The organism is Polaromonas sp. (assembly GCF_049790275.1).
Taxonomy (GTDB): Bacteria; Pseudomonadota; Gammaproteobacteria; order Burkholderiales; family Burkholderiaceae_C; genus Polaromonas.
In genome coordinates, this window is sequence record NZ_JBAQYR010000002.1 from 1 (window position 1) to 20,607 (window position 20,607).

Below are 20,607 nucleotides of genomic sequence, written 5' to 3' on the forward strand. Positions count from 1 at the left end.
TCGAGCGCCTGCACTGCCGGCGACGCGTTGTTCAGGGTGTAGGTCCAGGTCCCGCCGGCCAGCACGAAGCTGCCGTAGCCGTTGCCGCCCACGGTGCTGGCCACGTTGGCAAAGCTCAAGATACCACTGGCCGTGGCCGTGCCGTCTTCACTCACCACGCCAGTAACCACGCCACTTATCACAGGGGCAACTGGGACAATGGGCAATGGTGTCAATACTGGCTCTGCCAAGACCTCCCCAGGAGATACACCGGCAACAGTCGTCCCAACACCTGTCGACTGCCGCTCAAGCGAAGCGTAGTCATAAGTCAACGGGGCCAACACCTCGGCCGTTCTGAACAGGCGGACAAAATTATTGCCATCATCCTGCCTGAAGCTGTTGCCGCGACCATCTGAAGTCGAATTCACCCCAGCTGATGTTTCCTGCAACAGCCTATCAAGGCTGCTGCCCTCATTAATGGCATTAAGAATGCTGGTGAGTTCTCCTACACGTGCCAAAAGAGCGCTGCTGTTGCCATCGGGCAATACGTTGTCGAACACCGTCGAATCAAGGGTTACAGTTTCCCTGGAGCGAAGGAGAAACTTTCCGCCTTGATCAAAGGCGAGTTCCACACGACCCCCAGCCTCCGTAACAATCACCTCCCCTTCAAAAACAGGGTCGCCGAACCTGAGCTGGCGCTGTTCGCCATCGCTGTTCTGGGCAAACGCTACGCCTTCAATCAAAACCACATTGCCGACGACTTTGGCTTCATTTGCCATGGCGAATCCCAAACGGAGTTATTACAATGGATTCAATGTAGTCCGTTTGTTCCGTCGAAGGAACTGTACTGAGGTACTAGATCGAGCTTGGACGCTGAGACTGACCAAGCGTCTGACCGTTTACGACCAGAGATAGCTGGAGACGATCCCGTACCTGGAGTTTTTCAAGAATCGCGCCTATATGGGCTTTGACTGTACGCTCCGTAATGCCGAGCAATCTTGCGATTTCCTTGTTACTGGCGCCGGTGGCCAGCGTAATCGCGACTTCCTTCTCCCGATCTGTCAGACGCTCCGTCCAAGTTCGTTTGACTGGAGAAACTGTAACGCCAGCAGCGGCCTGAATGCGGCTGGTAGCGCTAACTAACCTTTGCATCAATGATTCGCCAATCCACAATCCACCCTGCAACACGACAGCCGCCACCTGACTCAATACCTGAGCTGCAGCATGTGTATTGCAATATCCTCGCGCACCAGCCGAAAAAGCAGCAAGCGCCTCGTCATCCGTCGGCCGATCACTTAGCACCACACATGGGAGGAGCTTCAGTGATGGAGCAAGGCGCTCAAGTTGCACCTCCACGGGAACCCCTTGCTCCAAACGAAGCCAAACGAGGCTCACCCTATTTGACTCTGAATTGGCGCGCGCAGTTTGAATTTTTCCGGCTCTTCCCGCACTGAAAGCCTCACTCCAGCGAGGAAGCATGCGACCGTGCGGACAAAGAAATAGATGTCCGGATTCCTGAATTCCCACCGTCGGCTCGATCTAGCGCTCTGTAAAGGCAGCTTGCTTCGCCTTTAAAACAGGTTTAAGCAGATAGGAAAGTATGGATTTTTGACCAGTAATAATATCTACTTCCGCCACCATTCCGGGGATGATTGGCAACCCCTCACCCAGTTTGGATTTTTCGGTACGGACACGCACGGTATAAAAGGTATTGCCACGCTCATCAGTAACCGAATCGGCACCAATGAATTCCAGTTTGGCCTCGAGACCGCCATAGATAGAAAAATCGTACGCAGTAAATTTCACCAACGCCCGATCGCCTGGCCGCAAAAAAGCGATATCCTTTGGCAAAACTTTGGCTTCGAGCAGCAAATTTTCTTCAAGCGGCACAATCTCAATGATATCTCTACCGGGTTGTACCACCCCCCCCACTGTATTAACCAGCAGACGCTTGACCGTACCCCTGACAGGCGACCGCAAGGATGACTTGTCAACCTTATCTGCCAGACCCACCCCCCCCGCAGAACTCATATTAAGTTTTGCGAGGGTCTCAGACAGCTCTTTGCGGGCTTCGCTCTGAAAATTCAATGTGATTTCCTGAATTTTGCGTGAAGCTTCCTCGATGGCCGATTGGCTTTTTGATATTTGGGCAGAAGCCATTTCGCGTTCGCCAAAGAAACGCCCGGTTTCCCGCTCCAACCTCAACAATTCCACTTCCGAAACAGCGCCATCCTTGAGCAACGGCTTCGTATAGCCCAACTCCTTGGCTGACAACTCGTAGGCCCGGGATGCCTGCTCCCGCTTGGCTCGCGCTTCAACAAGCTCTTGCTGACGCTGAGTCAACTGCTGTCGAGCTATTGCCAGCTGTGCATTCAGTGTCGAAGTACTGGCTTCGTAGGATCGAAACTCTTCTTCAACTGTTTTAGGCGCTTCTGCAAGCACTTCAGGTGGCGGCACAAAAGGCACACCTTCGGCAAGGGCTCTGATTCTTGCCGCTTTGGCTAGCAGCGCTAAATACTGAACACGATTTTCCTTCACAGAAGAATCAAACCGTGTCGTATCAATATTCACCAGTACCTGTCCAGCTTCAACAACCTGGCCTTCCTGCACAAGAATTTCGGAAACAGCGCCCCCGTCAAGGCTTTGCATTACCTGCAATTGCCTGGAAGGAATGACTTTCCCTTCGCCTTTTGTAATTTCATCAACTTCTGAAAGTCCCGCCCACAACACCGCAAGAATAAAAACCACGCCGAGGCTCTTGACGAGCATGCGGGCACGCAATGGTTCCTGTTCTAGCATTGCACGATCCGCGTCACCACCAAATCCTGCATCCATGCGTCGATCATCCTGGCGCCAGGATGAAATGGTGCGGTCAAGACCAGGCTGCAACGCGCGCCTGATCACCTCCAGAACAGAAACCACCGGTCGCGCCCATGCGATCCATCGCGGCTTCATGAAGCTTTTCCTATACGACCAGCTTTCAGCGCCTCAATCACTTGCTCATAAGGACCATCGGCAACAATGCGCCCCTCGTCAATGACAATAATGCGATCAGCCAGATCCAATAGCGTGTTTCTGTGGGTCACCACAACCATGGTTTTATGCTTGGCGTAACCACGCAAGCGCTCCTTGAACTGCGCCTCAGATGAAAAATCCATGGCGCCTGTCGGCTCATCCAACAACAACACAGGCGGCTCCAGCAACGCAGCCCGGGCGATTGCTACACCTTGCCGCTGCCCACCAGAAAGGGATTCCCCTCGCTCCCCGATGATCATGTCAAAGCCCTGTGGGTGGCGATTGGCAAACTCAATCAAACCACCAACCTCGGCCGCAGCCAGAATTGCACCATCGTCAGCATAAGGCGCTGCTATGGCGATATTGTCGCGTAGCGTGCCATAGAAAAGCATCGCGTCCTGCTCTACATAACCAATATTGCGACGCAAATCTGCAGGGTCAAGCTGCCGAAGATCTATGCCATCCATGGAAATTGCCCCCTTGGAAGGCGTGTAAAGCCCCAATATCAATCTCTGCAGGGTTGTCTTGCCGGAACCCACCCGACCAATCACAACAACGTTTTCCCCGGGTTTGATCCTGAAAGAAACGCCGCGCAACGCTTCCTGCGTCCTGCCCGGATAGCTAAAGTGCACGTTGTCAAATACGATTTCCCCGGCAATGTCGGGGCGATGCACGAAGTTGATTTCGTCCGGTCGTTCCCCGGGCTTTTTCATCGTGTCTTCAAGTGAGGTCAATGCTGTCCGGGCATTTTGATATTGCATCAAGAGCGCAACGATTTGCCCCAGAGGCGCCATTGCCCGCCCGGACAACATGGTGGCAGCAATCAGGCCACCCATGGTCAACATGCCCTCATGAATCAGGTAAACACCTGCCACGATCATCACGATATTGATCAGTTGCTGCAGGCTTGAAACCACATTGATTACCGACGAAGACAGCAACCGTAGCTGAGCGCTTACGCGAGCCAGAAATGCAGCTGTGTCCTCAAGCTTTGCCTGCATCTGGCTTTCCGCGCCATGAGCTTTGATGGCCTCCATGGCGGTAAGGGTCTCCACCAGGGTTGCATTACGCATAGCAGACGCCCTGAAAGTCGTTTCGGAAAGCGCGTGCATCTTGTGCTGAACGATGTAACTGTAGATCACAACCAGCATGACGCCAACCAGCGGCGGAATGACGAGCGGCCAGGAAATCCACCCCAGCACAAGAAAAAAGAGCAGTGCAAAGGGCAAATCAACGACGGCAGTAACCGTGGCCGATGCGATAAAGTCGCGCACCGATTCAAATGAACGCAAGGTCGCCGCATAAGAGCCTACGGACGCGGGACGCTCCGACAACCGCATTCCCAATACTCGCTCCATGATCAGTGTGGAAAGTTTGATATCTATGCGCGAACCCGCAAGGTCCACAAAATAACCTCGCATCACGCGGAGGAAATAATCGATGACCAACACCAACAACAGGCCAAAGGCCAGCATCCAAAGAGTCTCGACTGCGAAGTTGGGCACAACGCGGTCATAAACATTCATCGAAAAAAGTGGCAGCGCAAGTGCAAACAGATTAATCAGTAATGCCGCCGCCAGAATGTCCCGATAAAGGGGGAACTGGTCGCGAAACGCACCCCAAAACCAGTGGCGCTGCGGGATATCAGCAAGTTCCGGTGTGCGCTGGTCAAAGCGGAAGTTCGGCCGTGAAAATATCGCGATGCCAACATATCGACCAAGCAACTGCTCACGGGAAAGTAGTACAACGCCTTGCCCGGCTTCCGGAAACAACAGGCTTGCCGTTTCACCCCGGTCATCCCAGCCGAGCAAAAGACAAGCCCCATCACCCTCCAGAAGCAAAACCACAGGCAACAAAGCTGCATCTATTTTTTCGAGAGGCCGGCGCAATATCTTGCACGACAATCCCGCCCGCGCAGCAGCCCGAGAAAAAAGCGAAGGCGGAAGCCCTCCCTTTGGAAGAGGGAGGCCAGCAGACAACGCAGCACGGGTGCTGGGCCGACCGTGAATACGCGTTAGCTCGACAAGGCAATCAAGTAACGGATCGTGATGCAACAAGTCCTCACGCAAACCCTGGGCCAAATGGCTTGTTTCGCTTTTAGGACTGGTTTGCAATGGCACGTTCATGTCACTCATTTTTTTGATCTTGAAGATCGCCCCATTCAAATTTGGAGTTCACGCATCGCGTAACCAATTGTAATAAAATCAAGCACTTGCCGCTATATTTGCAAGTTAAATTTCTCGGTCGGCGACTTTTTGGCGACACTGCTTGTTCATCGTACAGGTCCAAATCTTCAGGTCAATCCGGACTAGCTCGCTTGCCACTGGTAAAGCTTGCTCTGAGTTTACGCGACACTGGCCATTCTGATTCGCTCCTTTTCATCCCGCGAGAAAGGTGCGCCACATGACGTCTTACCGCATGTGGAAGAAGTCAGCTGCTGATTGGAGGCTAAAAAGCAAAACGCCCACATGAAGTGGGCGTTTTGCTACCAGCCTAGACGACTGGATGTTGGTTGCGCGGGCAAGATTTGAACTTACGACCTTTGGGTTATGAGCCCAACGAGCTACCAGGCTGCTCCACCGCGCGATATATTTTTATTATAACCTACTCTGCCTTGGTAGAGTCAGAAGTAGTGTCTTCAGTGATTTCTGGTCGATCCACCAGCTCAACCAAGGCCATGGGTGCATTGTCGCCCACACGAAATCCCATTTTGAGGATTCGGGTATACCCGCCAGGGCGTGTCTTGTAGCGAGGACCTAGTTCAGCAAAAAGCTTGACCACCATGTCGCGGTCGCGCAACCGATCAAATGCGAGGCGTTTGTTCGCCAGGGAAGGTTCTTTTGCCAGCGTGATCATTGGTTCGACAACGCGGCGCAATTCCTTCGCTTTCGGCAAGGTTGTTTTGATAGCTTCATGCTGAATCAGAGAATTCATCATGTTGCGCAGCATTGCCAGCCGATGCGAGCTGGTCCGATTGAGTTTACGAAGTCCGTGTCCGTGACGCATGGTGCTTTCCTTTCATTTTTAATTCAGATAGCCGTATCAGGTACTACCCGTGCACCGCCTCCCCAAAGGAGACGTATTCAAATTAACGCTTGTCCAAACCGGCGGGAGGCCAGCTTTCCAAGCGCATACCAAGTGTCAGGCCACGCGAGGCCAGCACTTCCTTGATCTCATTGAGCGACTTGCGGCCCAGATTTGGCGTTTTGAGAAGCTCGTTTTCTGTGCGCTGAATCAAGTCACCGATGTAATAGATATTTTCCGCTTTGAGACAGTTGGCCGATCGAACCGTCAGTTCAAGCTCATCAACAGGACGCAACAAAATAGGATCAAACTGCTGTGAACTGCGCTGGACCGGCGCGTCGAATGCAGCAAGTTCATTACCTTCGAGTTGTGCAAATACGGCAAGCTGTTCGACCAAAATCTTTGCCGATGCGCGAACTGCATCTTCTGCAGTCACCGCACCATTGGTTTCAATCTCGAGAACCAGTTTATCCAGATCGGTACGCTGCTCAACGCGGGCGCTTTCGACGGTATAACTCACACGCTTGACGGGTGAAAACGATGCATCCAGGACAATTCGGCCGATCGATTTCGTGGACTCGTCACCATAGCGCCGCATTGTGCCCGGAACGTAGCCACGGCCATTTTCGACCTTGATCTGCATATCGATCTTGCCGCCGTGCGAGAGATTGACGATAACGTGTTCAGGATTGATGATTTCGACATCATGCGGCGTCTGAATATCGGCAGCAGTGACTGGGCCTTCGCCGTCCTTGCGCAGGCTTAACGTCACTTCATCGCGATTGTGCAGTTTGAAAACCACACCCTTGAGGTTCAGGAGAATATTAACAACATCTTCCTGAACGCCGTCAATGGACGAATACTCGTGCAAGACGCCAGCGATGGTGACCTCCGTTGCGGCGTGACCCACCATAGACGAAAGCAAAACGCGGCGCAGGGCGTTGCCGAGCGTGTGGCCATAGCCGCGCTCGAAAGGCTCCAGAGTCACCTTGGCTCGGTTGACGGCCAACTGCTCAACGTTAATAGTTTTTGGTTTCAGTAAATTGGTTTGCATGCATTCTTCCTCTCAATACCCTCGGCTCGTTACACCGATAAGGCCGGGTGAAGCGACCCTGCGCATACAGTGCCCCGTAAGCGCAGGAACGAAAATTAACGTGAATAAAGTTCGACGATCAACGACTCGTTGACGTCAGCAGCAAACTCATCGCGATCCGGCACCTTCTTGAAGATACCCTCGCCTTTGTCAATACTGACATCCACCCAAGCTGGCATTCCGACTTGCTGAGCCAGCTGCAGAGCCTCCGCCACACGGGTCTGCTTTTTTGATTTTTCGCGAACAGCGATCACATCGCCCGTTTTAACCATGTAAGACGGAATATTCACCGAGCCGCCGTTAACAGTGATTGCCTTGTGCGAAACCAATTGGCGGGCTTCGGCACGGGTGGAGCCGAAACCCATGCGGTAAACGACGTTGTCCAGCCTGGATTCAAGGATGAACAGCAGGTTGGCACCAGTGTTGCCCTTTCGGCGATCAGCTTCCTCGAAATACCGACGAAATTGCTTCTCGAGCACACCGTACATGCGCTTGACCTTTTGCTTCTCGCGAAGCTGCAGGCCAAAGTCGGAGGTGCGCGTTCCGGAGGTCCGGCCATGCTGGCCTGGCTTGGAATCGAATTTGGCCTTGTCACCGATCGCTCTGCGAGCGCTCTTCAGGAACAGATCTGTGCCTTCACGGCGGGAGAGTTTGGCCTTGGGGCCGAGATAGCGTGCCACTTGAATTCCTTATGTCATCTGCTGCAGAAACTGCAGGAGCCGGAGGTAGAAACCTGACGGCGGTGGGCTTGATAAAAACTCACACCGGTCGGCCATTGCGCGAACGCCAAGCCACCCGGTCAAGTCGAACTTAAATACGGCGGCGTTTTTGTGGACGGCAGCCGTTATGTGGGACTGGCGTGACGTCGGCAATCGAGTTGATCCGAATGCCCAGCGCTGCCAATGCGCGGACTGACGATTCGCGTCCGGGACCAGGACCCTTGATTTCTACATCAAGATTCTTGATGCCTTGCTCGATCGCAGCACGACCCGCAACTTCCGAAGCAACCTGAGCAGCAAAAGGAGTCGATTTGCGCGAACCCTTGAAGCCCTGGCCGCCTGAGGATGCCCAGGACAAGGCGTTGCCCTGACGATCCGTGATCGTAATGATGGTGTTGTTGAAAGACGCATGAACGTGTGCGACACCGTCGGCCACATTTTTGCGTACTTTCTTGCGAACGCGTTGTGCTGCGTTACTGCTGGGGGCTTTTGCCATAACTACCTCTTACTCAATTATTTCTTCAAGGACTGTGCGGCCTTGCGCGGGCCCTTGCGGGTACGCGCATTGGTGCGGGTGCGCTGACCACGCATGGGCAGGCCTCGACGATGGCGGAAGCCGCGGTAGCAACCGATATCCATCAGCCGCTTGATGTTCATCGTGGTTTCACGACGCAGATCACCTTCAATGGTGAATTGCGCGATCTGATCACGAATTTTCTCCAGGTCAGCATCTGTAAGATCCTTGACCTTTTTAGAGTACGCAATATCGCATGCAACGCAAATCTTGCGTGCACGAGTGCGACCGATGCCGAAAATAGCAGTCAAGCCGATTTCGGCGTGTTGCTGCGGCGGAATATTGATACCAGCGATACGAGCCATGTGCGTCCTCTAAAACTCTTGAAATCAGCCTTGGCGCTGTTTGTGGCGTGGGTCTGTACAGATCACGCGAACAACACCCTTGCGGCGGATGATTTTACAGTTGCGGCAAATTTTCTTGACCGAAGCTGAAACTCTCATTTCTTTCTCCTAAACTTCTGAATAGTTCCTATTTGGCGCGAAACACAATGCGTGCGCGCGACAAATCGTAGGGCGTTAACTCAACCGTCACTTTATCTCCAGGCAGGATACGTATGTAGTGCATGCGCATTTTCCCGGAGATATGACCCAAAACAATATGACCATTTTCCAGCTTCACGCGAAATGTCGCGTTGGGCAAGTTCTCGACGACCTCCCCCTGCATCTGGATGACATCATCTTTCGACATCCCAATCAACCACCTGGTGACGTTTTAAAGTTCGCTTTCTTCAGGAGGGATTCATATTGCTGGGACATCATGTAGTTTTGCACTTGCGCCATGAAATCCATGGTGACAACCACAATAATCAGCAACGAGGTTCCACCGAAATAAAACGGCACGTTGTACTTCAAAATCAAAAATTCAGGCAAGAGGCAGACAAAAGTGATGTAAACCGCACCTGCCAAGGTCAGGCGAACCAGGATTTTGTCGATATAGCGGGCGGTCTGGTCGCCCGGCCGAATACCGGGAATAAACGCGCCGCTTTTTTTCAAATTGTCTGCGGTCTCCCGGCTGTTGAAAACCAACGCCGTGTAGAAGAAACAGAAAAATATGATGGCACTCGCATACAGCAACACATAAATCGGCTGCCCCGGCGTCAAAGTGCCTGCGATGTCTTTCAACCAACGCATGCCTTCACCCGCACTGAACCATCCCACTACTGTTGCAGGCAGCAAAATAATTGAAGAAGCAAATATGGGAGGAATAACACCGGCCATATTCAACTTCAATGGCAGGTGGGACGACTGACCGCCATACACCTTGTTGCCTACTTGCCGCCTGGCGTAATTGACCAGGATTTTCCGCTGGCCTCGCTCCACAAATACGACAAAGTACGTTACCAGCACAACCACAGCCACGATCACAATAGCGACGAGAATACTCATCGCGCCTGTGCGGACAAGCTCAAGCAATCCGCCCAAAGCATTGGGAAGGCCCGCGGCGATGCCCGCAAAAATCAGAATCGAGATCCCGTTACCCAAGCCGCGCTCAGTGATTTGTTCGCCGAGCCACATCAGAAACATGGTTCCGGCCGTCAGGCTGACGACCGCGGTCATGCGAAAACCAAACCCCGGATCCAGAACCAAGCCCGGCGAACTCTCAAGCGCAATCGCAATACCCATGGACTGAAACAGCGCCAGACCCAAGGTTCCGTAACGGGTGTACTGGGTGATTTTCCTGCGTCCGGATTCACCTTCCTTCTTCATCTGCTCAAATGTCGGAACGACATAGGTCAGCAACTGCATGATGATGGAAGCCGAGATGTAAGGCATGATGCCCAGCGCAAACACGGTAAACCGCGACAATGCCCCGCCGGAAAACATATTGAACAAGCTCAGTATGCCGCCTTGCTGGCCCTTGAACAGCTGTTGCAACTGCGCAGGATCTATTCCAGGAACAGGAATGTGTGCACCCACGCGATACACCACCAGCGCCAGCAGTAAAAACACAAGCCTGTTGCGCAGATCACCGAACTTGCCGGTTTTTGCAATTTGTGCAGAGCTGGTGGCCACTGATGGTTATCCGTGTAAAAGTATTAAGCGATCACGCCGCCGGCGGCTTCGATCACGGCTTTGGCACCTGCGGTCGCACCGATGCCATTGAGTTTGACGGCTTTGGTCAGCTCGCCAGACTTGATCACCTTGACGTTTTTCGCCAGCTGGCCTACAAGACCGGCGGTCTTCAACGCCAACAAGTCCACCTCGGCAAGACCAAGCTGCTCCAGGGCAGCCAGCGTGACTTCCGCATTGAACTTGAGGTTGTGCGACTTGAAGCCACGCTTTGGCAAGCGACGCTGCAAAGGCATCTGACCGCCCTCAAAGCCCACCTTGTGATAACCACCGGCGCGGGACTTTTGACCTTTGTGACCACGGCCTGACGTTTTACCGAGACCCGAACCGATGCCGCGACCGACGCGACGTTTGGCATGTTTTGCGCCTGCGGCAGGCTTGATTCCGTTTAATTCCATCATAAGCTCCGCTTACAGCACCTTGACCAGGTAGCTGATCTTGTTGATCATGCCGCGCACAGCGGGCGTGTCCTGCAGCTCGCTCTTGCTGTTGATACCGCGCAGACCCAGACCACGCACTGTGGCGCGGTGTGATTCCTTGGTGCCAATTGGGCTGCGAACCAGGGTTACCGTGAGTTTTTTCTCTGTCGTCATTGGAACCGCCTTAACCGAAGATGTCTTCGACCGATTTACCACGCTTGGCCGCGATTTCCGAAGCGGTCGTGGAGTTGTTCAGCGCGTCCATCGTTGCACGCACCATGTTGTAAGGGTTGCTGGAACCGTGGCTCTTGGCAACGATGTCGGTAATGCCCATCACTTCAAATACAGCGCGCATCGGACCGCCAGCAATGATGCCGGTACCCTTGGCAGCCGGCATCATCATGACGCTGGCAGCACCGTGGTGACCAAACACATTGTGGTGAAGCGTACCGTTTTTCAGAGAAACCTTCGTCATGTTCCGACGGGCTTCTTCCATGGCCTTCTGCACAGCCGCAGGCACCTCTTTGGATTTGCCCTTGCCCATGCCAACACGACCGTCGCCATCGCCGACCACGGTCAGGGCAGCAAAACCGAGAATACGGCCGCCCTTGACAACCTTGGTCACGCGGTTGACCGCGATCATCTTTTCCTTCAGACCATCGTCTGGAGCGTCGTTTTGTGATTTTGCTTGAAACTTAGCCATACTTAATTCCAGTCTGCTTAGAACTGCAAGCCAGCTTCGCGAGCCGCCTCAGCCAGCGCTTTGACGCGGCCGTGGTACGCAAAACCAGCGCGATCAAACGCCACTTTTTCCACACCTGCCGCTTTTGCCTTTTCGGCAATACGCTTGCCAATGGCTTGCGCAGCAGCAACGTTTGCACCCTTGCCGGATGCGCCAAGATCCTTGCGGACTTCGACTTCCGCGGTCGAGGCAGATGCCAGGATCTTGGTGCCGTCGCCGGAGATCACACTGGCGTAGATATGCAAATTGGTGCGATTTACCGTCAAACGGGCAACGCCTTGCGTGGCAATGCGGATGCGGGTCTGACGTGAACGACGAAGGCGCTGCTCTTTTTTGGTCAACATGGTGCAGCTCCTTATTTCTTCTTGGTTTCTTTGATCGTGATCTTCTCATCCGAATACCGGATGCCCTTACCCTTGTAGGGCTCAGGAGGACGGACCGCGCGAACTTCGGCAGCAATCTGGCCAACGCGCTGACGATCGGCGCCTTTGATCACCACCTCGGTGGGCGTAGGTGTTGCCACCTGGATACCGGCTGGCATATCCATCACCACCGGGTGCGAATAACCAACCGTCAGGTTCAGCTTGGCACCTTGCGCCTGGGCCTTGTAACCCACGCCGATCAGGCTCAGCTTTTTCTCAAACCCTTTGGTGACACCGGTAACCATGTTGTTGACCAGCTGACGCATGGTCCCGCTCATGGCATTGGCCTCACGCGAATCATTGGCCGGCACAAAAGTCAGTTGACCCGCATCGTTCTTGATGGTCACCAGGGCATTCTGGGTCAGCGCCAGGGTCCCAAGGGTACCCTTGACATTGATCTGGTCGTCTTTCATCGCCACGTCCACACCCTGAGGCACGACGACTGGCATTTTTCCTACACGAGACATTTCAGTTACTCCTCAATGCCGCCGTTAAGCCACATAGCAAAGCACTTCACCACCGATACCGGTAGCGCGCGCTTTACGATCAGTCATGACACCCTGAGGGGTGGTGACAATGGCGACACCCAGACCGTTCATGACCTGGGGAATGGCGCCGTGGCCTTTGTAGACGCGAAGGCCAGGGCGGCTGACGCGCTCAATGCGCTCAATCACCGGGCGTCCTGCGTAATACTTCAGGGCGATTTCCAATTGGGATTTGCCATCATCGGTCTTGACGGAGAAGCCATCGATATAGCCCTCATCCTTCAACACCTGCGCGATAGCGACTTTGACTTTTGAAGACGGCACCTGCACAACAGCTTTTTCAACCATTTGTGCATTGCGGATGCGCGTCAGCATGTCGGCAATAGGATCACTCATGCTCATTTGTAGTTCTCCTATGCTTACCAGCTTGCCTTGGTGATACCAGGGATATCACCAGCAAAAGCCAACTCACGAATCTTGGCGCGAGCCAAGCCGAATTGACGGAATGTGCCGCGCGGGCGACCCGTGATTGCACAGCGGTTACGCTGGCGCGTGGGGTTCGCGTTGCGGGGCAGCTTCTGCAACTCCAGGCGGGCCAGGGCACGCTCTTCATCGGAGCGCTTGGCGTCGTTGGACGTTGCTTTGAGTTCAGCGTGTTTCTTGGCGAACTTGGCCACGAGTTTGTCGCGCTTCAGTTCACGTTGCAATAAAGCCTGTTTTGCCATGTCCGCCTCAGTTCTTGAACGGAAAACGGAAGCCAGCGAGGAGAGCCTTGCACTCTTCGTCGGTCTTAGCCGTAGTGGTGATGCTGATATTGAGGCCGCGCAAGGCGTCAACCTTGTCGTACTCAATCTCAGGGAAAATAATCTGCTCTTTCACGCCGATGTTGTAGTTGCCGCGTCCATCGAAAGCCCGACCAGAAATACCACGAAAGTCGCGAACGCGGGGCAACGCCACCGTCACGAAACGATCAAGGAATTCATACATCTGGACGCCACGCAGCGTAACCATGCAGCCAATTGGCAGATCTTCGCGAATCTTGAAACCGGCGATAGCCTTCTTGGCCTTGGTCACCACCGGTTTTTGACCGGCGATCTTGGTCATGTCGCTGACGGCATGCTCCATGACCTTCTTGTCGGCCACAGCCTCACTCACACCCATGTTGAGCGTGATCTTGGTGATGCGCGGGACCTGCATTGGCGATTTGTAGCCAAATTTTTCCATCAGGGCCGGTGCGATTTTCTCGCGGAACTGAGCCTGCAGGCGAGCCTGGGCAGGAGCAGCGTGTACAGGTGCGGTCTTTGCCATATTTATGCAGCCTTGATTTCTTCGCCACTGGACTTGAAGACGCGCACTTTTTTGCCGTCAGCCAGAAGCTTGATACCCACACGATCCGCCTTGCCCGTTGCGGCATTGAAAATGGCCACATTGGACTGGTGAATCGGCATGCTTTTTTCAACGATGCCACCCGTGGTGCCCTTGAGTGGATTGGGCTTGGTGTGTTTTTTCACCAGATTGATGCCGTCCACCAGCACGTAGCTGTCGTCCTTGCGCAGCGAAATCTTGCCGCGCTTACCCTTGTCACGACCTGCGATCACAATGATCTCGTCGCCTTTGCGAATCTTGTTCATGGCGCGTCCTTACAGAACTTCAGGAGCCAGGGACACGATCTTCATGAACTTTTCGGTGCGCAGCTCGCGCGTCACCGGTCCGAAGATGCGGGTGCCGATAGGCTCCAGCTTGGCGTTAAGCAACACAGCTGCGTTGCCATCGAATTTGACGAGCGAGCCATCACCACGGCGGATACCCTTGGCAGTACGAACCACCACAGCACTGTAAACCTCGCCTTTTTTGACGCGGCCACGCGGAGCGGCTTCTTTGATACTCACCTTGATGACATCGCCGACGCTGGCATAGCGGCGCTTGGACCCGCCCAGCACCTTGATGCACATCACAGATTTGGCACCCGTGTTGTCAGCAACATCGAGTTTGGATTGCGTTTGAATCATTTAAATTAGTCCCAACTTGCACCGGCGCCTTTTCCCTTGCAGGAAAACTTGCCAGTCAGTCTTGGGCCCGTCGTCCACATTGCAAACCACTTGCAATGCTTCCGTTAGGCAGAATTCTCAGCTTTTTAAAGCGAAGCCCACGATTATTAACAAATTCCCGCCCTCTGTCAACACTTGTTGCAGCAAATTGTTCGTCGTGCGCACTGGTCGCCGGGAATGATGATCGAAAACGGAGTTCTGCCCTTTGGCGGCGGGCGTGGACGGCTATCAAATTAAGAGCATCCAGATGCCGGCCATGCCGCCCCTGCAGGAGGACATGTTCAGGCCGGCAGAACCAGGTACTGATCGGCCAAGGCCAGGAATTCGGCAAGTCGGGGGTTCGCCCCGGTTTCCTGCTCCAGCAGTTCAGCCACTTCACCTGCCAGGGCCTTGGCGAGTGCGGCGTCCAGGAACAGGAGGCGGGATCGGCGTGCCAGGACATCTTCAACCGTTCTGGCGTATTCATGGCGTGCCGCAAACCGCACCATCGCCTCCGTCAACCCTCCGCCGAGAACCCGATCCGCCCCTGGCAAAGCCAGAACGTCCACCGCTTCGCTGCCATAAAGATGCACTCCAGGGGGACTGCTGATCGTGTGGCTCGCCTTCCGGGCCCCCACCAGACGGAGGTTCTCCGTCACGCCGCCGGGGCGTTTTGCAAGCAAATCGGCTGCAAAACAGTTGTCCAGCACGTCTTCGGCCATGGCGCGGTAAGTGGTCCATTTACCACCCGTCACGGTGACCAGGCCGCTTTTGCTCACCAGCACGGTGTGTTCACGCGATAGGGCCTGGGTACTGTCGCCATCTTCTTCGGGGGGTTTGACCAATGGCCGCAACCCCACCCAGATGCTTTTGATGTCAGCGGGCTGCGGCGCCTTGCTCAGGTACCGGGCCGACTCGCCGAGGATGAAATCCACCTCCTCGCGGAAGGCCAGTGGCTCGCGTGCGAGATCGTTGCGCGGGGTATCGGTCGTTCCAAGAATCGTTTTACCCAGCCACGGCACGGCAAACAACACCCGCCCATCGGCGGTTTTGGGAACCAGCAAGGCGTGGTCCGTCGGCAAGAATGACCGGTCAACCACGATGTGGACACCCTGGCTGGGCGCAACCATGGGTTTTACCTCACGGCCTATGGCCTGGCCGTCCAGCAGGCGCAGCTGATCGACCCACACACCTGCTGCATTCACAATACATTTGGCGTTCAGCGTAAGTGTCTGCCCACTTTCTTGATCAGCAACATGCAAGCCGACCAGTTTTCCACCCTCGTGAACGAGACCAGTGGCTGAGCAGTAATTGACCAGCAAGGCACCGGCCCGCGCCGCGCTGCGGGCCAGCGCGAGAGCCAGCCGGGCATCATCGAACTGACCGTCCCAGTATTTGACACCGCCCTTGAGGCCGGCCTGGCGAGCCGTAGGCTGGAGCCGGAGAGTCTCTTCCCGGTTGAGAAATTCAGTGGCACCCAAACCGGCCTTGCCGGCCAGCGCGTCGTACATCTTGAGGCCGACGCCGTAAAAAGGAGCCTCCCAGAATTTGTAGGAGGGCATGACAAAAGGCAACGGCTGCGCCAGATGCGGCGCATTGGCCAGCAGGCGGGTGCGCTCCTGCAAGGCTTCGCGAACCAGGGAAATATTGCCCTGCGCCAGATAACGGACCCCGCCATGGACCAGCTTGGTCGCCCGCGAGGAGGTCCCCTTCGCAAAGTCGTGCGATTCAACGAGGACAACGGAAAATCCGCGTACCGCGGCATCCAGCGCAACACCGAGCCCGGTTGCCCCGCCGCCGATGATCGCAATGTCGTAGGTATGAGGTGCCTGGAGGCGGTCTATCAGGTCCGCACGTTGTGTCCGCAACAGCGGGGATTCAAAAGTCATGGGCTCCATTGTCCGTCTCCGCAGAGCCCCTTACGGGCAGGTTCCGCTTTCGCCTTCCTGGCTTTCTGTCGGCAAAGGCGTGCGGACCCCCATGGTCCGCACGCACTTTCTGTCCTTCAATGGTCAAGCAACATGCGAGCCGCCACCCCGCATGGCTTCACGGATCAACGAACCTTGCCGTCCTTCCAGGCCTGCAACAGTTTGTCGTAGTTGATGGTTTCGCCCTTGGGCTTTTCATTGGCCAGCTTTTTCCACGGCGCACCTGTGTCGCTCAGGTATTTGGCCGGATCACCCTTGGGATTGAGCTTGGGTGCGCATTTCTCCATGCCCGCACGCTCCAACCGGCCCATGACCTGGTCCATCTCCTCGGCCAGCGTGTCCATGGCGCCCTGCGGCGTTTTTTCCCCGGTCACAGCCTGAGCCACGTTTTTCCACCAGAGCTGGGCCAGTTTCGGATAGTCAGGCACATTGGTACCGGTCGGCGTCCAGGCGACACGCGCCGGGCTGCGGTAGAACTCCACCAAGCCACCCAGTTTGGGCGCCATGTCGGTCATGGCTTTGGAGCGGATGTCTGATTCACGGATAGGCGTCAAACCGACGATGGTCTTCTTCAGGGACGTGGTCTTGGCCGTCACGAACTGCGCATAGAGCCAGGCAGCCGCAGTGCGGTTTTCGTCATGCGCCGAGAAGAAGGTCCACGATCCGACGTCCTGGTAGCCGTTTTGCATGCCCTGTTTCCAGTACGGACCGTTCGGGCCGGGCGCCATGCGCCATTTGGGCGTCCCATCTGCGTTCACCACCGGAAGCCCTTTTTTGGTCATGTCGGCAGTGAAAGCCGTGTACCAGAAGATCTGCTGGGCGATCTGCCCCTGTGCAGGTACCGGGCCGGCTTCGCCAAAGGTCATGCCGGTGGCTTCCTTGGGTGCGTACTTCTTCATCCAGTCCACGTACTTGGTCAGCGCGTACACGGCAGCCGGCGAGTTGGTAGCGCCACCGCGGGAGACGGAGGCGCCCACGGGCGTGCACTTGTCAGCCCCCACGCGAATGCCCCATTCATCAACCGGTTGCCCATTGGGAATGCCCTTGTCGGCGGTACCAGCCATCGACAGCCAGGCGTCGGTGAAACGCCAGCCCAGTGACGGGTCTTTCTTGCCGTAATCCATGTGGCCGTAAATCGGCTTGCCATCGATGGTCTTGACGTCTTCGCTGAAGAAGGCCGCGATATCCTCGTAGGCACTCCAGTTCAAAGGCACGCCTAGCTCGTAGCCATATTTGGCCTTGAACTTGTCCTGCAGGTCCTTGCGCGCAAACAGGTCGGCGCGGAACCAGTACAGGTTGGCGAACTGCTGGTCAGGCAGCTGGTACAGCTTGCCATCCGGTGCGGTGGTGAAGCTGGTGCCGATGAAGTCTTTCAGGTCCAGCCCCGGATTGGTCCATTCCTTGCCCTTGCCGGCCATGTAGTCGGTCAGGTTCATGACCTTGCCGTAACGGTAGTGGGTGCCGATCAGGTCCGAGTCCGAAATCCAGCCGTCGTAGATGGACTTGCCGGACTGCATGGAGGTCTGCAGCTTCTCGACCACGTCGCCTTCCTGGATCAGGTCATGCTTGACCTTGATGCCCGTGATTTCCTCGAAGGCCTTGGCCAGGGTCTTGGATTCATATTCGTGGGTAGTGATGGTTTCCGACACCACGGAAATTTCCTTCACACCCTTGGCCTGCAGTTTTTTCGCCGCCTCGATGAACCATTTCATCTCAGCCATCTGCTGGTCTTTGCTCAGCGTCGATGGCTGGAATTCGCTGTCTATCCATTTCTTCGCCTCGGCATCGCCGGCGCTGGCGTTCTGCATGACCATCAGGGCCGCTGCAAGAGCCAGTGCTGTGTAGCGCATCTTCATGACTTGTCTCCTCAATTGATTACCTCCCCCAGTGTTTCCACGACTCGCCCGGCTCCGGGGAAGCAATGAGCCGAATCCGTACCCTCCGCTAACCCTTGCGCATCACAAGCGCAAGCCATCCCATGGAAATAACAAAACTGATCCAGATCGACGGATCGACCTCCAGACCCAGCGCGGCACCCAATTTGCCGCTGAGGCCTACAAAAATAAGATTGATATAGGCAGCGCCCAGCAGGCCGATAAACAACCTGTCGCCGCGTGTTGTTTCGAGCGGCAAGAAGCCGCGACGCGTTGCCGTCGGAGACTTGATCTCCCAGACCGTCATGCCAATCAGCATCAGGACAATGCAGGTAAAAAAAATGGCTACCGGCAGGGTCCATGCCATCCACTCAAACATCTGTCTTCTCCCTGTGTGTGGACTGCAGCCAGCCGTTGTGGGCGCAAAAGGCGCGCGCCAGGGCCACCGCGGAACCGGCTTTGCCGGGCCGCAGGTGGCGCCCCCTTGAGGGGGAGGTGCCGAAGGCACTTCGGGGGTGGTTCATGCTCATACCCTGCCCATCGCAAAACCTTTGGCGATGTAATGCCGCACGAACCAGATCACGATCGCGCCAGGGACGATGGTCAGTACACCCGCGGCAGCCAGGGTCGCCCAGTCCATGCCTGAGGCCGAAACCGTCCGCGTCATCGTGGCCACGATAGGCTTGGCGTTGACGCTGGTCAGCGTGCGGGCCAGCAGCAGCTCAACCCAGCTGAACATGAAGCAGAAGAAGGCCGCCACACCCACCCCGGCCTTGATCAGCGGCAGGAAGATGCGAACGAAAAAACGGGGAAATGAATAACCGTCGATGTACGCCGTCTCGTCGATCTCGCGCGGGATGCCGCTCATGAAACCCTCCAGAATCCACACAGCCAGCGGCACGTTGAACAGCAAGTGCGCCAGGGCCACGGCGATGTGGGTGTCCATCAGGCCGACGGTCGTGTACAGCTGGAAGAAGGGCAGCAGGAACACGGCGGGCGGCGTCATGCGGTTGGTCAGCAGCCAGAAGAACACGTGTTTGTCGCCGATGAAGCTGTAGCGGGAAAACGCATAGGCGGCCGGCAGGGCCACCGTGATCGAGATCACCGTGTTGATGGCCACATAAATCAGGGAATTGATGTAGCCCGAATACCAGGACGGGTCGGTGAAGATGGTCCGGTAGTTGGCCCAGGTGAACTCCTGAGGAAAAAAGGAAAAACTCGACAGGATTTCGCCATTGGTCTTGAAGCTCATGTTGACCATCCAGTAGATGGGCAACAGCGCAAAAACAATGTAGGCAATGAGGAACAGCGTCCTCGCCTGGAAGCGGGGCTTATTCACCGGTGTTCTCCTTGGTCGCCGTGCCGACCCGCTGCATCCAGTTGTAGAGAATGAAACACAGCAGCAGGATGATCAGGAAATAAATCAGCGAGAAGGCAGCCGCGGGCCCCAGATCGAACTGGCCCACCGCCTTCTGCGTGAGGTATTGCGAGAGGAAAGTGGTCGCGTTGCCGGGCCCGCCGCCGGTCAAAACAAAGGGCTCGGTATAGATCATGAAGCTGTCCATGAAGCGCAAGAGCACGGCAATCATCAGCACGCCGCGCATCTTGGGCAGCTGGATGTAGCGGAAAACCGCAAACTTGCTCGCCCCGTCGATGCGCGCGGCCTGGTAGTAGGCGTCCGGGATGGAGCGCAGGCCGGCATAACAAAGCAGTGCAACCAGCGGTGTCCAGTGCCAGACATCCATGACCAGCACAGTGATCCATGCATGCAGCGCATTGCCGGTGTAGCTGTAATCGAATCCCATTTCCTGCAGCATCCTGCCCAGCAAGCCGATATCGGCGCGGCCGTAGATCTGCCAGATGGTCCCGACCACGTTCCACGGGATCAGCAATGACAGCGCCACCAGCACCAGCACGGCAGAAGCTTTCCAGCCCTGGGCCGGCATCGAGAGGGCCAGCATGATGCCCAGGGGAATCTCAACGGCCAGCACGGCGAATGAAAACGTCAGTTGGCGCCAGAGCGCCGCATGGAGGTCCTCGTCGCGCATGACGGCGGCAAACCATTCGGTGCCGACAAACACGCGCCTCTCCGGCGAAATGATGTCCTGCACCGAATAGTTGACCACCGTCATCAGGGGCAGGATGGCCGAGAAGGCCACACAGATGATGACTGGCAATACCAGCAGCCATGCTTTCTGGTTGACGGGCTTCGTGGTGGTACTCATGGCGCCCCC

At 55.6% G+C, this 20,607-nt stretch carries 27 protein-coding genes and 1 tRNA gene; all 28 read right to left on the bottom strand.

Annotation, left to right across the window (positions count from 1 at the left end; translation table 11 throughout):
- Positions 1–758 (bottom strand): retention module-containing protein (locus WA904_RS00055; RefSeq protein WP_425195098.1); only part of this gene is annotated, 758 nt, incomplete at its 3' end.
- A 76-nt stretch (positions 759–834) separates the two neighbouring features.
- Complete coding sequence (locus tag WA904_RS00060; protein ID WP_425195099.1) at positions 835–1,335, bottom strand: response regulator transcription factor; 501 nt, start codon at positions 1,333–1,335, stop codon at positions 835–837.
- Positions 1,336–1,518: 183 nt separating this feature from the next.
- Positions 1,519–2,934, bottom strand: a complete 1,416-nt coding sequence (locus WA904_RS00065; protein ID WP_425195100.1) for an HlyD family type I secretion periplasmic adaptor subunit — start codon at positions 2,932–2,934, stop codon at positions 1,519–1,521.
- Entirely contained in the window at positions 2,931–5,129 is a 2,199-nt protein-coding gene (locus WA904_RS00070) for a type I secretion system permease/ATPase (protein ID WP_425195101.1), read from the bottom strand. The genes WA904_RS00065 and WA904_RS00070 overlap by 4 nt, the downstream gene beginning before the upstream one ends.
- 374 nt (positions 5,130–5,503) lie before the next feature.
- Positions 5,504–5,580: transfer RNA gene (locus tag WA904_RS00075), tRNA-Met, on the bottom strand.
- Between the two features lie 18 nt (positions 5,581–5,598).
- On the bottom strand, positions 5,599–6,000 hold the full coding sequence (rplQ, locus tag WA904_RS00080) for a 50S ribosomal protein L17 (RefSeq protein ID WP_425195102.1): 402 nt from the start codon (positions 5,998–6,000) through the stop codon (positions 5,599–5,601).
- 82 nt (positions 6,001–6,082) lie between these two features.
- Positions 6,083–7,072, bottom strand: coding sequence for a DNA-directed RNA polymerase subunit alpha (locus WA904_RS00085; RefSeq protein ID WP_425195103.1), 990 nt, complete (start codon positions 7,070–7,072; stop codon positions 6,083–6,085).
- A 95-nt stretch (positions 7,073–7,167) separates the two neighbouring features.
- Entirely contained in the window at positions 7,168–7,791 is a 624-nt protein-coding gene (gene rpsD / locus WA904_RS00090; protein ID WP_333131287.1) for a 30S ribosomal protein S4, read from the bottom strand.
- A gap of 130 nt (positions 7,792–7,921) precedes the next feature.
- Positions 7,922–8,326 carry a 30S ribosomal protein S11 gene (gene rpsK, locus WA904_RS00095; protein WP_077592475.1) on the bottom strand — a complete coding sequence of 135 codons (405 nt, stop codon included), beginning with the start codon at positions 8,324–8,326 and terminating at the stop codon, positions 7,922–7,924.
- 17 nt (positions 8,327–8,343) lie between these two features.
- Positions 8,344–8,709, bottom strand: a complete 366-nt coding sequence (gene rpsM / locus WA904_RS00100; protein ID WP_425195104.1) for a 30S ribosomal protein S13 — start codon at positions 8,707–8,709, stop codon at positions 8,344–8,346.
- 24 nt (positions 8,710–8,733) lie between these two features.
- Positions 8,734–8,847, bottom strand: a complete 114-nt coding sequence (gene rpmJ, locus WA904_RS00105; RefSeq protein ID WP_011481465.1) for a 50S ribosomal protein L36 — start codon at positions 8,845–8,847, stop codon at positions 8,734–8,736.
- A 28-nt stretch (positions 8,848–8,875) separates the two neighbouring features.
- Positions 8,876–9,094 (bottom strand): translation initiation factor IF-1, encoded by a 219-nt coding sequence (infA, locus tag WA904_RS00110; protein WP_077563621.1) that lies wholly within the window; start codon positions 9,092–9,094, stop codon positions 8,876–8,878.
- Positions 9,095–9,099: 5 nt separating this feature from the next.
- Complete coding sequence (secY, locus tag WA904_RS00115) at positions 9,100–10,419, bottom strand: preprotein translocase subunit SecY (protein WP_425195105.1); 1,320 nt, start codon at positions 10,417–10,419, stop codon at positions 9,100–9,102.
- A 23-nt stretch (positions 10,420–10,442) separates the two neighbouring features.
- Positions 10,443–10,874 (bottom strand): 50S ribosomal protein L15, encoded by a 432-nt coding sequence (gene rplO / locus WA904_RS00120; RefSeq protein ID WP_425195151.1) that lies wholly within the window; start codon positions 10,872–10,874, stop codon positions 10,443–10,445.
- Positions 10,875–10,886: 12 nt separating this feature from the next.
- Positions 10,887–11,069, bottom strand: coding sequence for a 50S ribosomal protein L30 (rpmD, locus tag WA904_RS00125; protein WP_077592479.1), 183 nt, complete (start codon positions 11,067–11,069; stop codon positions 10,887–10,889).
- Between the two features lie 10 nt (positions 11,070–11,079).
- Positions 11,080–11,598 carry a 30S ribosomal protein S5 gene (rpsE, locus tag WA904_RS00130; RefSeq protein ID WP_425195106.1) on the bottom strand — a complete coding sequence of 173 codons (519 nt, stop codon included), beginning with the start codon at positions 11,596–11,598 and terminating at the stop codon, positions 11,080–11,082.
- Between the two features lie 17 nt (positions 11,599–11,615).
- Positions 11,616–11,981 carry a 50S ribosomal protein L18 gene (gene rplR, locus WA904_RS00135; protein ID WP_077592481.1) on the bottom strand — a complete coding sequence of 122 codons (366 nt, stop codon included), beginning with the start codon at positions 11,979–11,981 and terminating at the stop codon, positions 11,616–11,618.
- Positions 11,982–11,992: 11 nt separating this feature from the next.
- A complete protein-coding gene (rplF, locus tag WA904_RS00140; RefSeq protein WP_425195107.1) occupies positions 11,993–12,526 on the bottom strand; it encodes a 50S ribosomal protein L6 in 534 nt (177 codons plus the stop codon).
- Between the two features lie 24 nt (positions 12,527–12,550).
- Positions 12,551–12,946, bottom strand: a complete 396-nt coding sequence (gene rpsH / locus WA904_RS00145) for a 30S ribosomal protein S8 (protein WP_425195108.1) — start codon at positions 12,944–12,946, stop codon at positions 12,551–12,553.
- Between the two features lie 17 nt (positions 12,947–12,963).
- Entirely contained in the window at positions 12,964–13,269 is a 306-nt protein-coding gene (gene rpsN / locus WA904_RS00150; RefSeq protein WP_077592484.1) for a 30S ribosomal protein S14, read from the bottom strand.
- A 7-nt stretch (positions 13,270–13,276) separates the two neighbouring features.
- Positions 13,277–13,852 (bottom strand): 50S ribosomal protein L5, encoded by a 576-nt coding sequence (gene rplE / locus WA904_RS00155; protein ID WP_077592485.1) that lies wholly within the window; start codon positions 13,850–13,852, stop codon positions 13,277–13,279.
- A gap of 2 nt (positions 13,853–13,854) precedes the next feature.
- Positions 13,855–14,175, bottom strand: a complete 321-nt coding sequence (rplX, locus tag WA904_RS00160; RefSeq protein ID WP_122954344.1) for a 50S ribosomal protein L24 — start codon at positions 14,173–14,175, stop codon at positions 13,855–13,857.
- 9 nt (positions 14,176–14,184) lie between these two features.
- Entirely contained in the window at positions 14,185–14,553 is a 369-nt protein-coding gene (gene rplN / locus WA904_RS00165; protein ID WP_007869247.1) for a 50S ribosomal protein L14, read from the bottom strand.
- Between the two features lie 320 nt (positions 14,554–14,873).
- Entirely contained in the window at positions 14,874–16,460 is a 1,587-nt protein-coding gene (locus WA904_RS00170) for an FAD-dependent oxidoreductase (protein ID WP_425195109.1), read from the bottom strand.
- Positions 16,461–16,624: 164 nt separating this feature from the next.
- Entirely contained in the window at positions 16,625–18,355 is a 1,731-nt protein-coding gene (locus tag WA904_RS00175) for an ABC transporter substrate-binding protein (protein ID WP_425195110.1), read from the bottom strand.
- A gap of 88 nt (positions 18,356–18,443) precedes the next feature.
- On the bottom strand, positions 18,444–18,752 hold the full coding sequence (locus WA904_RS00180; protein WP_425195111.1) for a DUF2160 domain-containing protein: 309 nt from the start codon (positions 18,750–18,752) through the stop codon (positions 18,444–18,446).
- Positions 18,753–18,899: 147 nt separating this feature from the next.
- The gene (locus WA904_RS00185) at positions 18,900–19,712 is read right to left on the bottom strand and encodes a carbohydrate ABC transporter permease (protein ID WP_425195112.1); all 813 of its coding nucleotides are present in this window, start codon (positions 19,710–19,712) and stop codon (positions 18,900–18,902) included.
- The gene (locus WA904_RS00190) at positions 19,705–20,598 is read right to left on the bottom strand and encodes a carbohydrate ABC transporter permease (RefSeq protein ID WP_425195113.1); all 894 of its coding nucleotides are present in this window, start codon (positions 20,596–20,598) and stop codon (positions 19,705–19,707) included. Before WA904_RS00190 ends, WA904_RS00185 begins: the two co-directional genes overlap by 8 nt.
- Between the last annotated feature and the right edge of the window lie 9 nt (positions 20,599–20,607).

Excerpts from the sequence above, each read along its gene's own strand:
- WA904_RS00065 (WP_425195100.1), bottom strand. The coding sequence starts at position 2,934 with ATGAAGCCGCGATGGATCGCATGGGCGCGACCGGTGGTTTCTGTTCTG.
- WA904_RS00070 (WP_425195101.1), bottom strand. The coding sequence starts at position 5,129 with ATGAGTGACATGAACGTGCCATTGCAAACCAGTCCTAAAAGCGAAACA.
- rplQ (WP_425195102.1), bottom strand. The coding sequence starts at position 6,000 with ATGCGTCACGGACACGGACTTCGTAAACTCAATCGGACCAGCTCGCAT.
- WA904_RS00085 (WP_425195103.1), bottom strand. The coding sequence starts at position 7,072 with ATGCAAACCAATTTACTGAAACCAAAAACTATTAACGTTGAGCAGTTG.
- rpsK (WP_077592475.1), bottom strand. The coding sequence starts at position 8,326 with ATGGCAAAAGCCCCCAGCAGTAACGCAGCACAACGCGTTCGCAAGAAA.
- rpsM (WP_425195104.1), bottom strand. The coding sequence starts at position 8,709 with ATGGCTCGTATCGCTGGTATCAATATTCCGCCGCAGCAACACGCCGAA.
- rpmJ (WP_011481465.1), bottom strand. The coding sequence starts at position 8,847 with ATGAGAGTTTCAGCTTCGGTCAAGAAAATTTGCCGCAACTGTAAAATC.
- infA (WP_077563621.1), bottom strand. The coding sequence starts at position 9,094 with ATGTCGAAAGATGATGTCATCCAGATGCAGGGGGAGGTCGTCGAGAAC.
- rplO (WP_425195151.1), bottom strand. The coding sequence starts at position 10,874 with ATGGAATTAAACGGAATCAAGCCTGCCGCAGGCGCAAAACATGCCAAA.
- rpmD (WP_077592479.1), bottom strand. The coding sequence starts at position 11,069 with ATGACGACAGAGAAAAAACTCACGGTAACCCTGGTTCGCAGCCCAATT.
- rpsE (WP_425195106.1), bottom strand. The coding sequence starts at position 11,598 with ATGGCTAAGTTTCAAGCAAAATCACAAAACGACGCTCCAGACGATGGT.
- rplR (WP_077592481.1), bottom strand. The coding sequence starts at position 11,981 with ATGTTGACCAAAAAAGAGCAGCGCCTTCGTCGTTCACGTCAGACCCGC.
- rplF (WP_425195107.1), bottom strand. The coding sequence starts at position 12,526 with ATGTCTCGTGTAGGAAAAATGCCAGTCGTCGTGCCTCAGGGTGTGGAC.
- rpsH (WP_425195108.1), bottom strand. The coding sequence starts at position 12,946 with ATGAGCATGAGTGATCCTATTGCCGACATGCTGACGCGCATCCGCAAT.
- rpsN (WP_077592484.1), bottom strand. The coding sequence starts at position 13,269 with ATGGCAAAACAGGCTTTATTGCAACGTGAACTGAAGCGCGACAAACTC.
- rplE (WP_077592485.1), bottom strand. The coding sequence starts at position 13,852 with ATGGCAAAGACCGCACCTGTACACGCTGCTCCTGCCCAGGCTCGCCTG.
- rplX (WP_122954344.1), bottom strand. The coding sequence starts at position 14,175 with ATGAACAAGATTCGCAAAGGCGACGAGATCATTGTGATCGCAGGTCGT.
- rplN (WP_007869247.1), bottom strand. The coding sequence starts at position 14,553 with ATGATTCAAACGCAATCCAAACTCGATGTTGCTGACAACACGGGTGCC.
- WA904_RS00170 (WP_425195109.1), bottom strand. The coding sequence starts at position 16,460 with ATGACTTTTGAATCCCCGCTGTTGCGGACACAACGTGCGGACCTGATA.
- WA904_RS00175 (WP_425195110.1), bottom strand. The coding sequence starts at position 18,355 with ATGAAGATGCGCTACACAGCACTGGCTCTTGCAGCGGCCCTGATGGTC.
- WA904_RS00180 (WP_425195111.1), bottom strand. The coding sequence starts at position 18,752 with ATGTTTGAGTGGATGGCATGGACCCTGCCGGTAGCCATTTTTTTTACC.
- WA904_RS00190 (WP_425195113.1), bottom strand. The coding sequence starts at position 20,598 with ATGAGTACCACCACGAAGCCCGTCAACCAGAAAGCATGGCTGCTGGTA.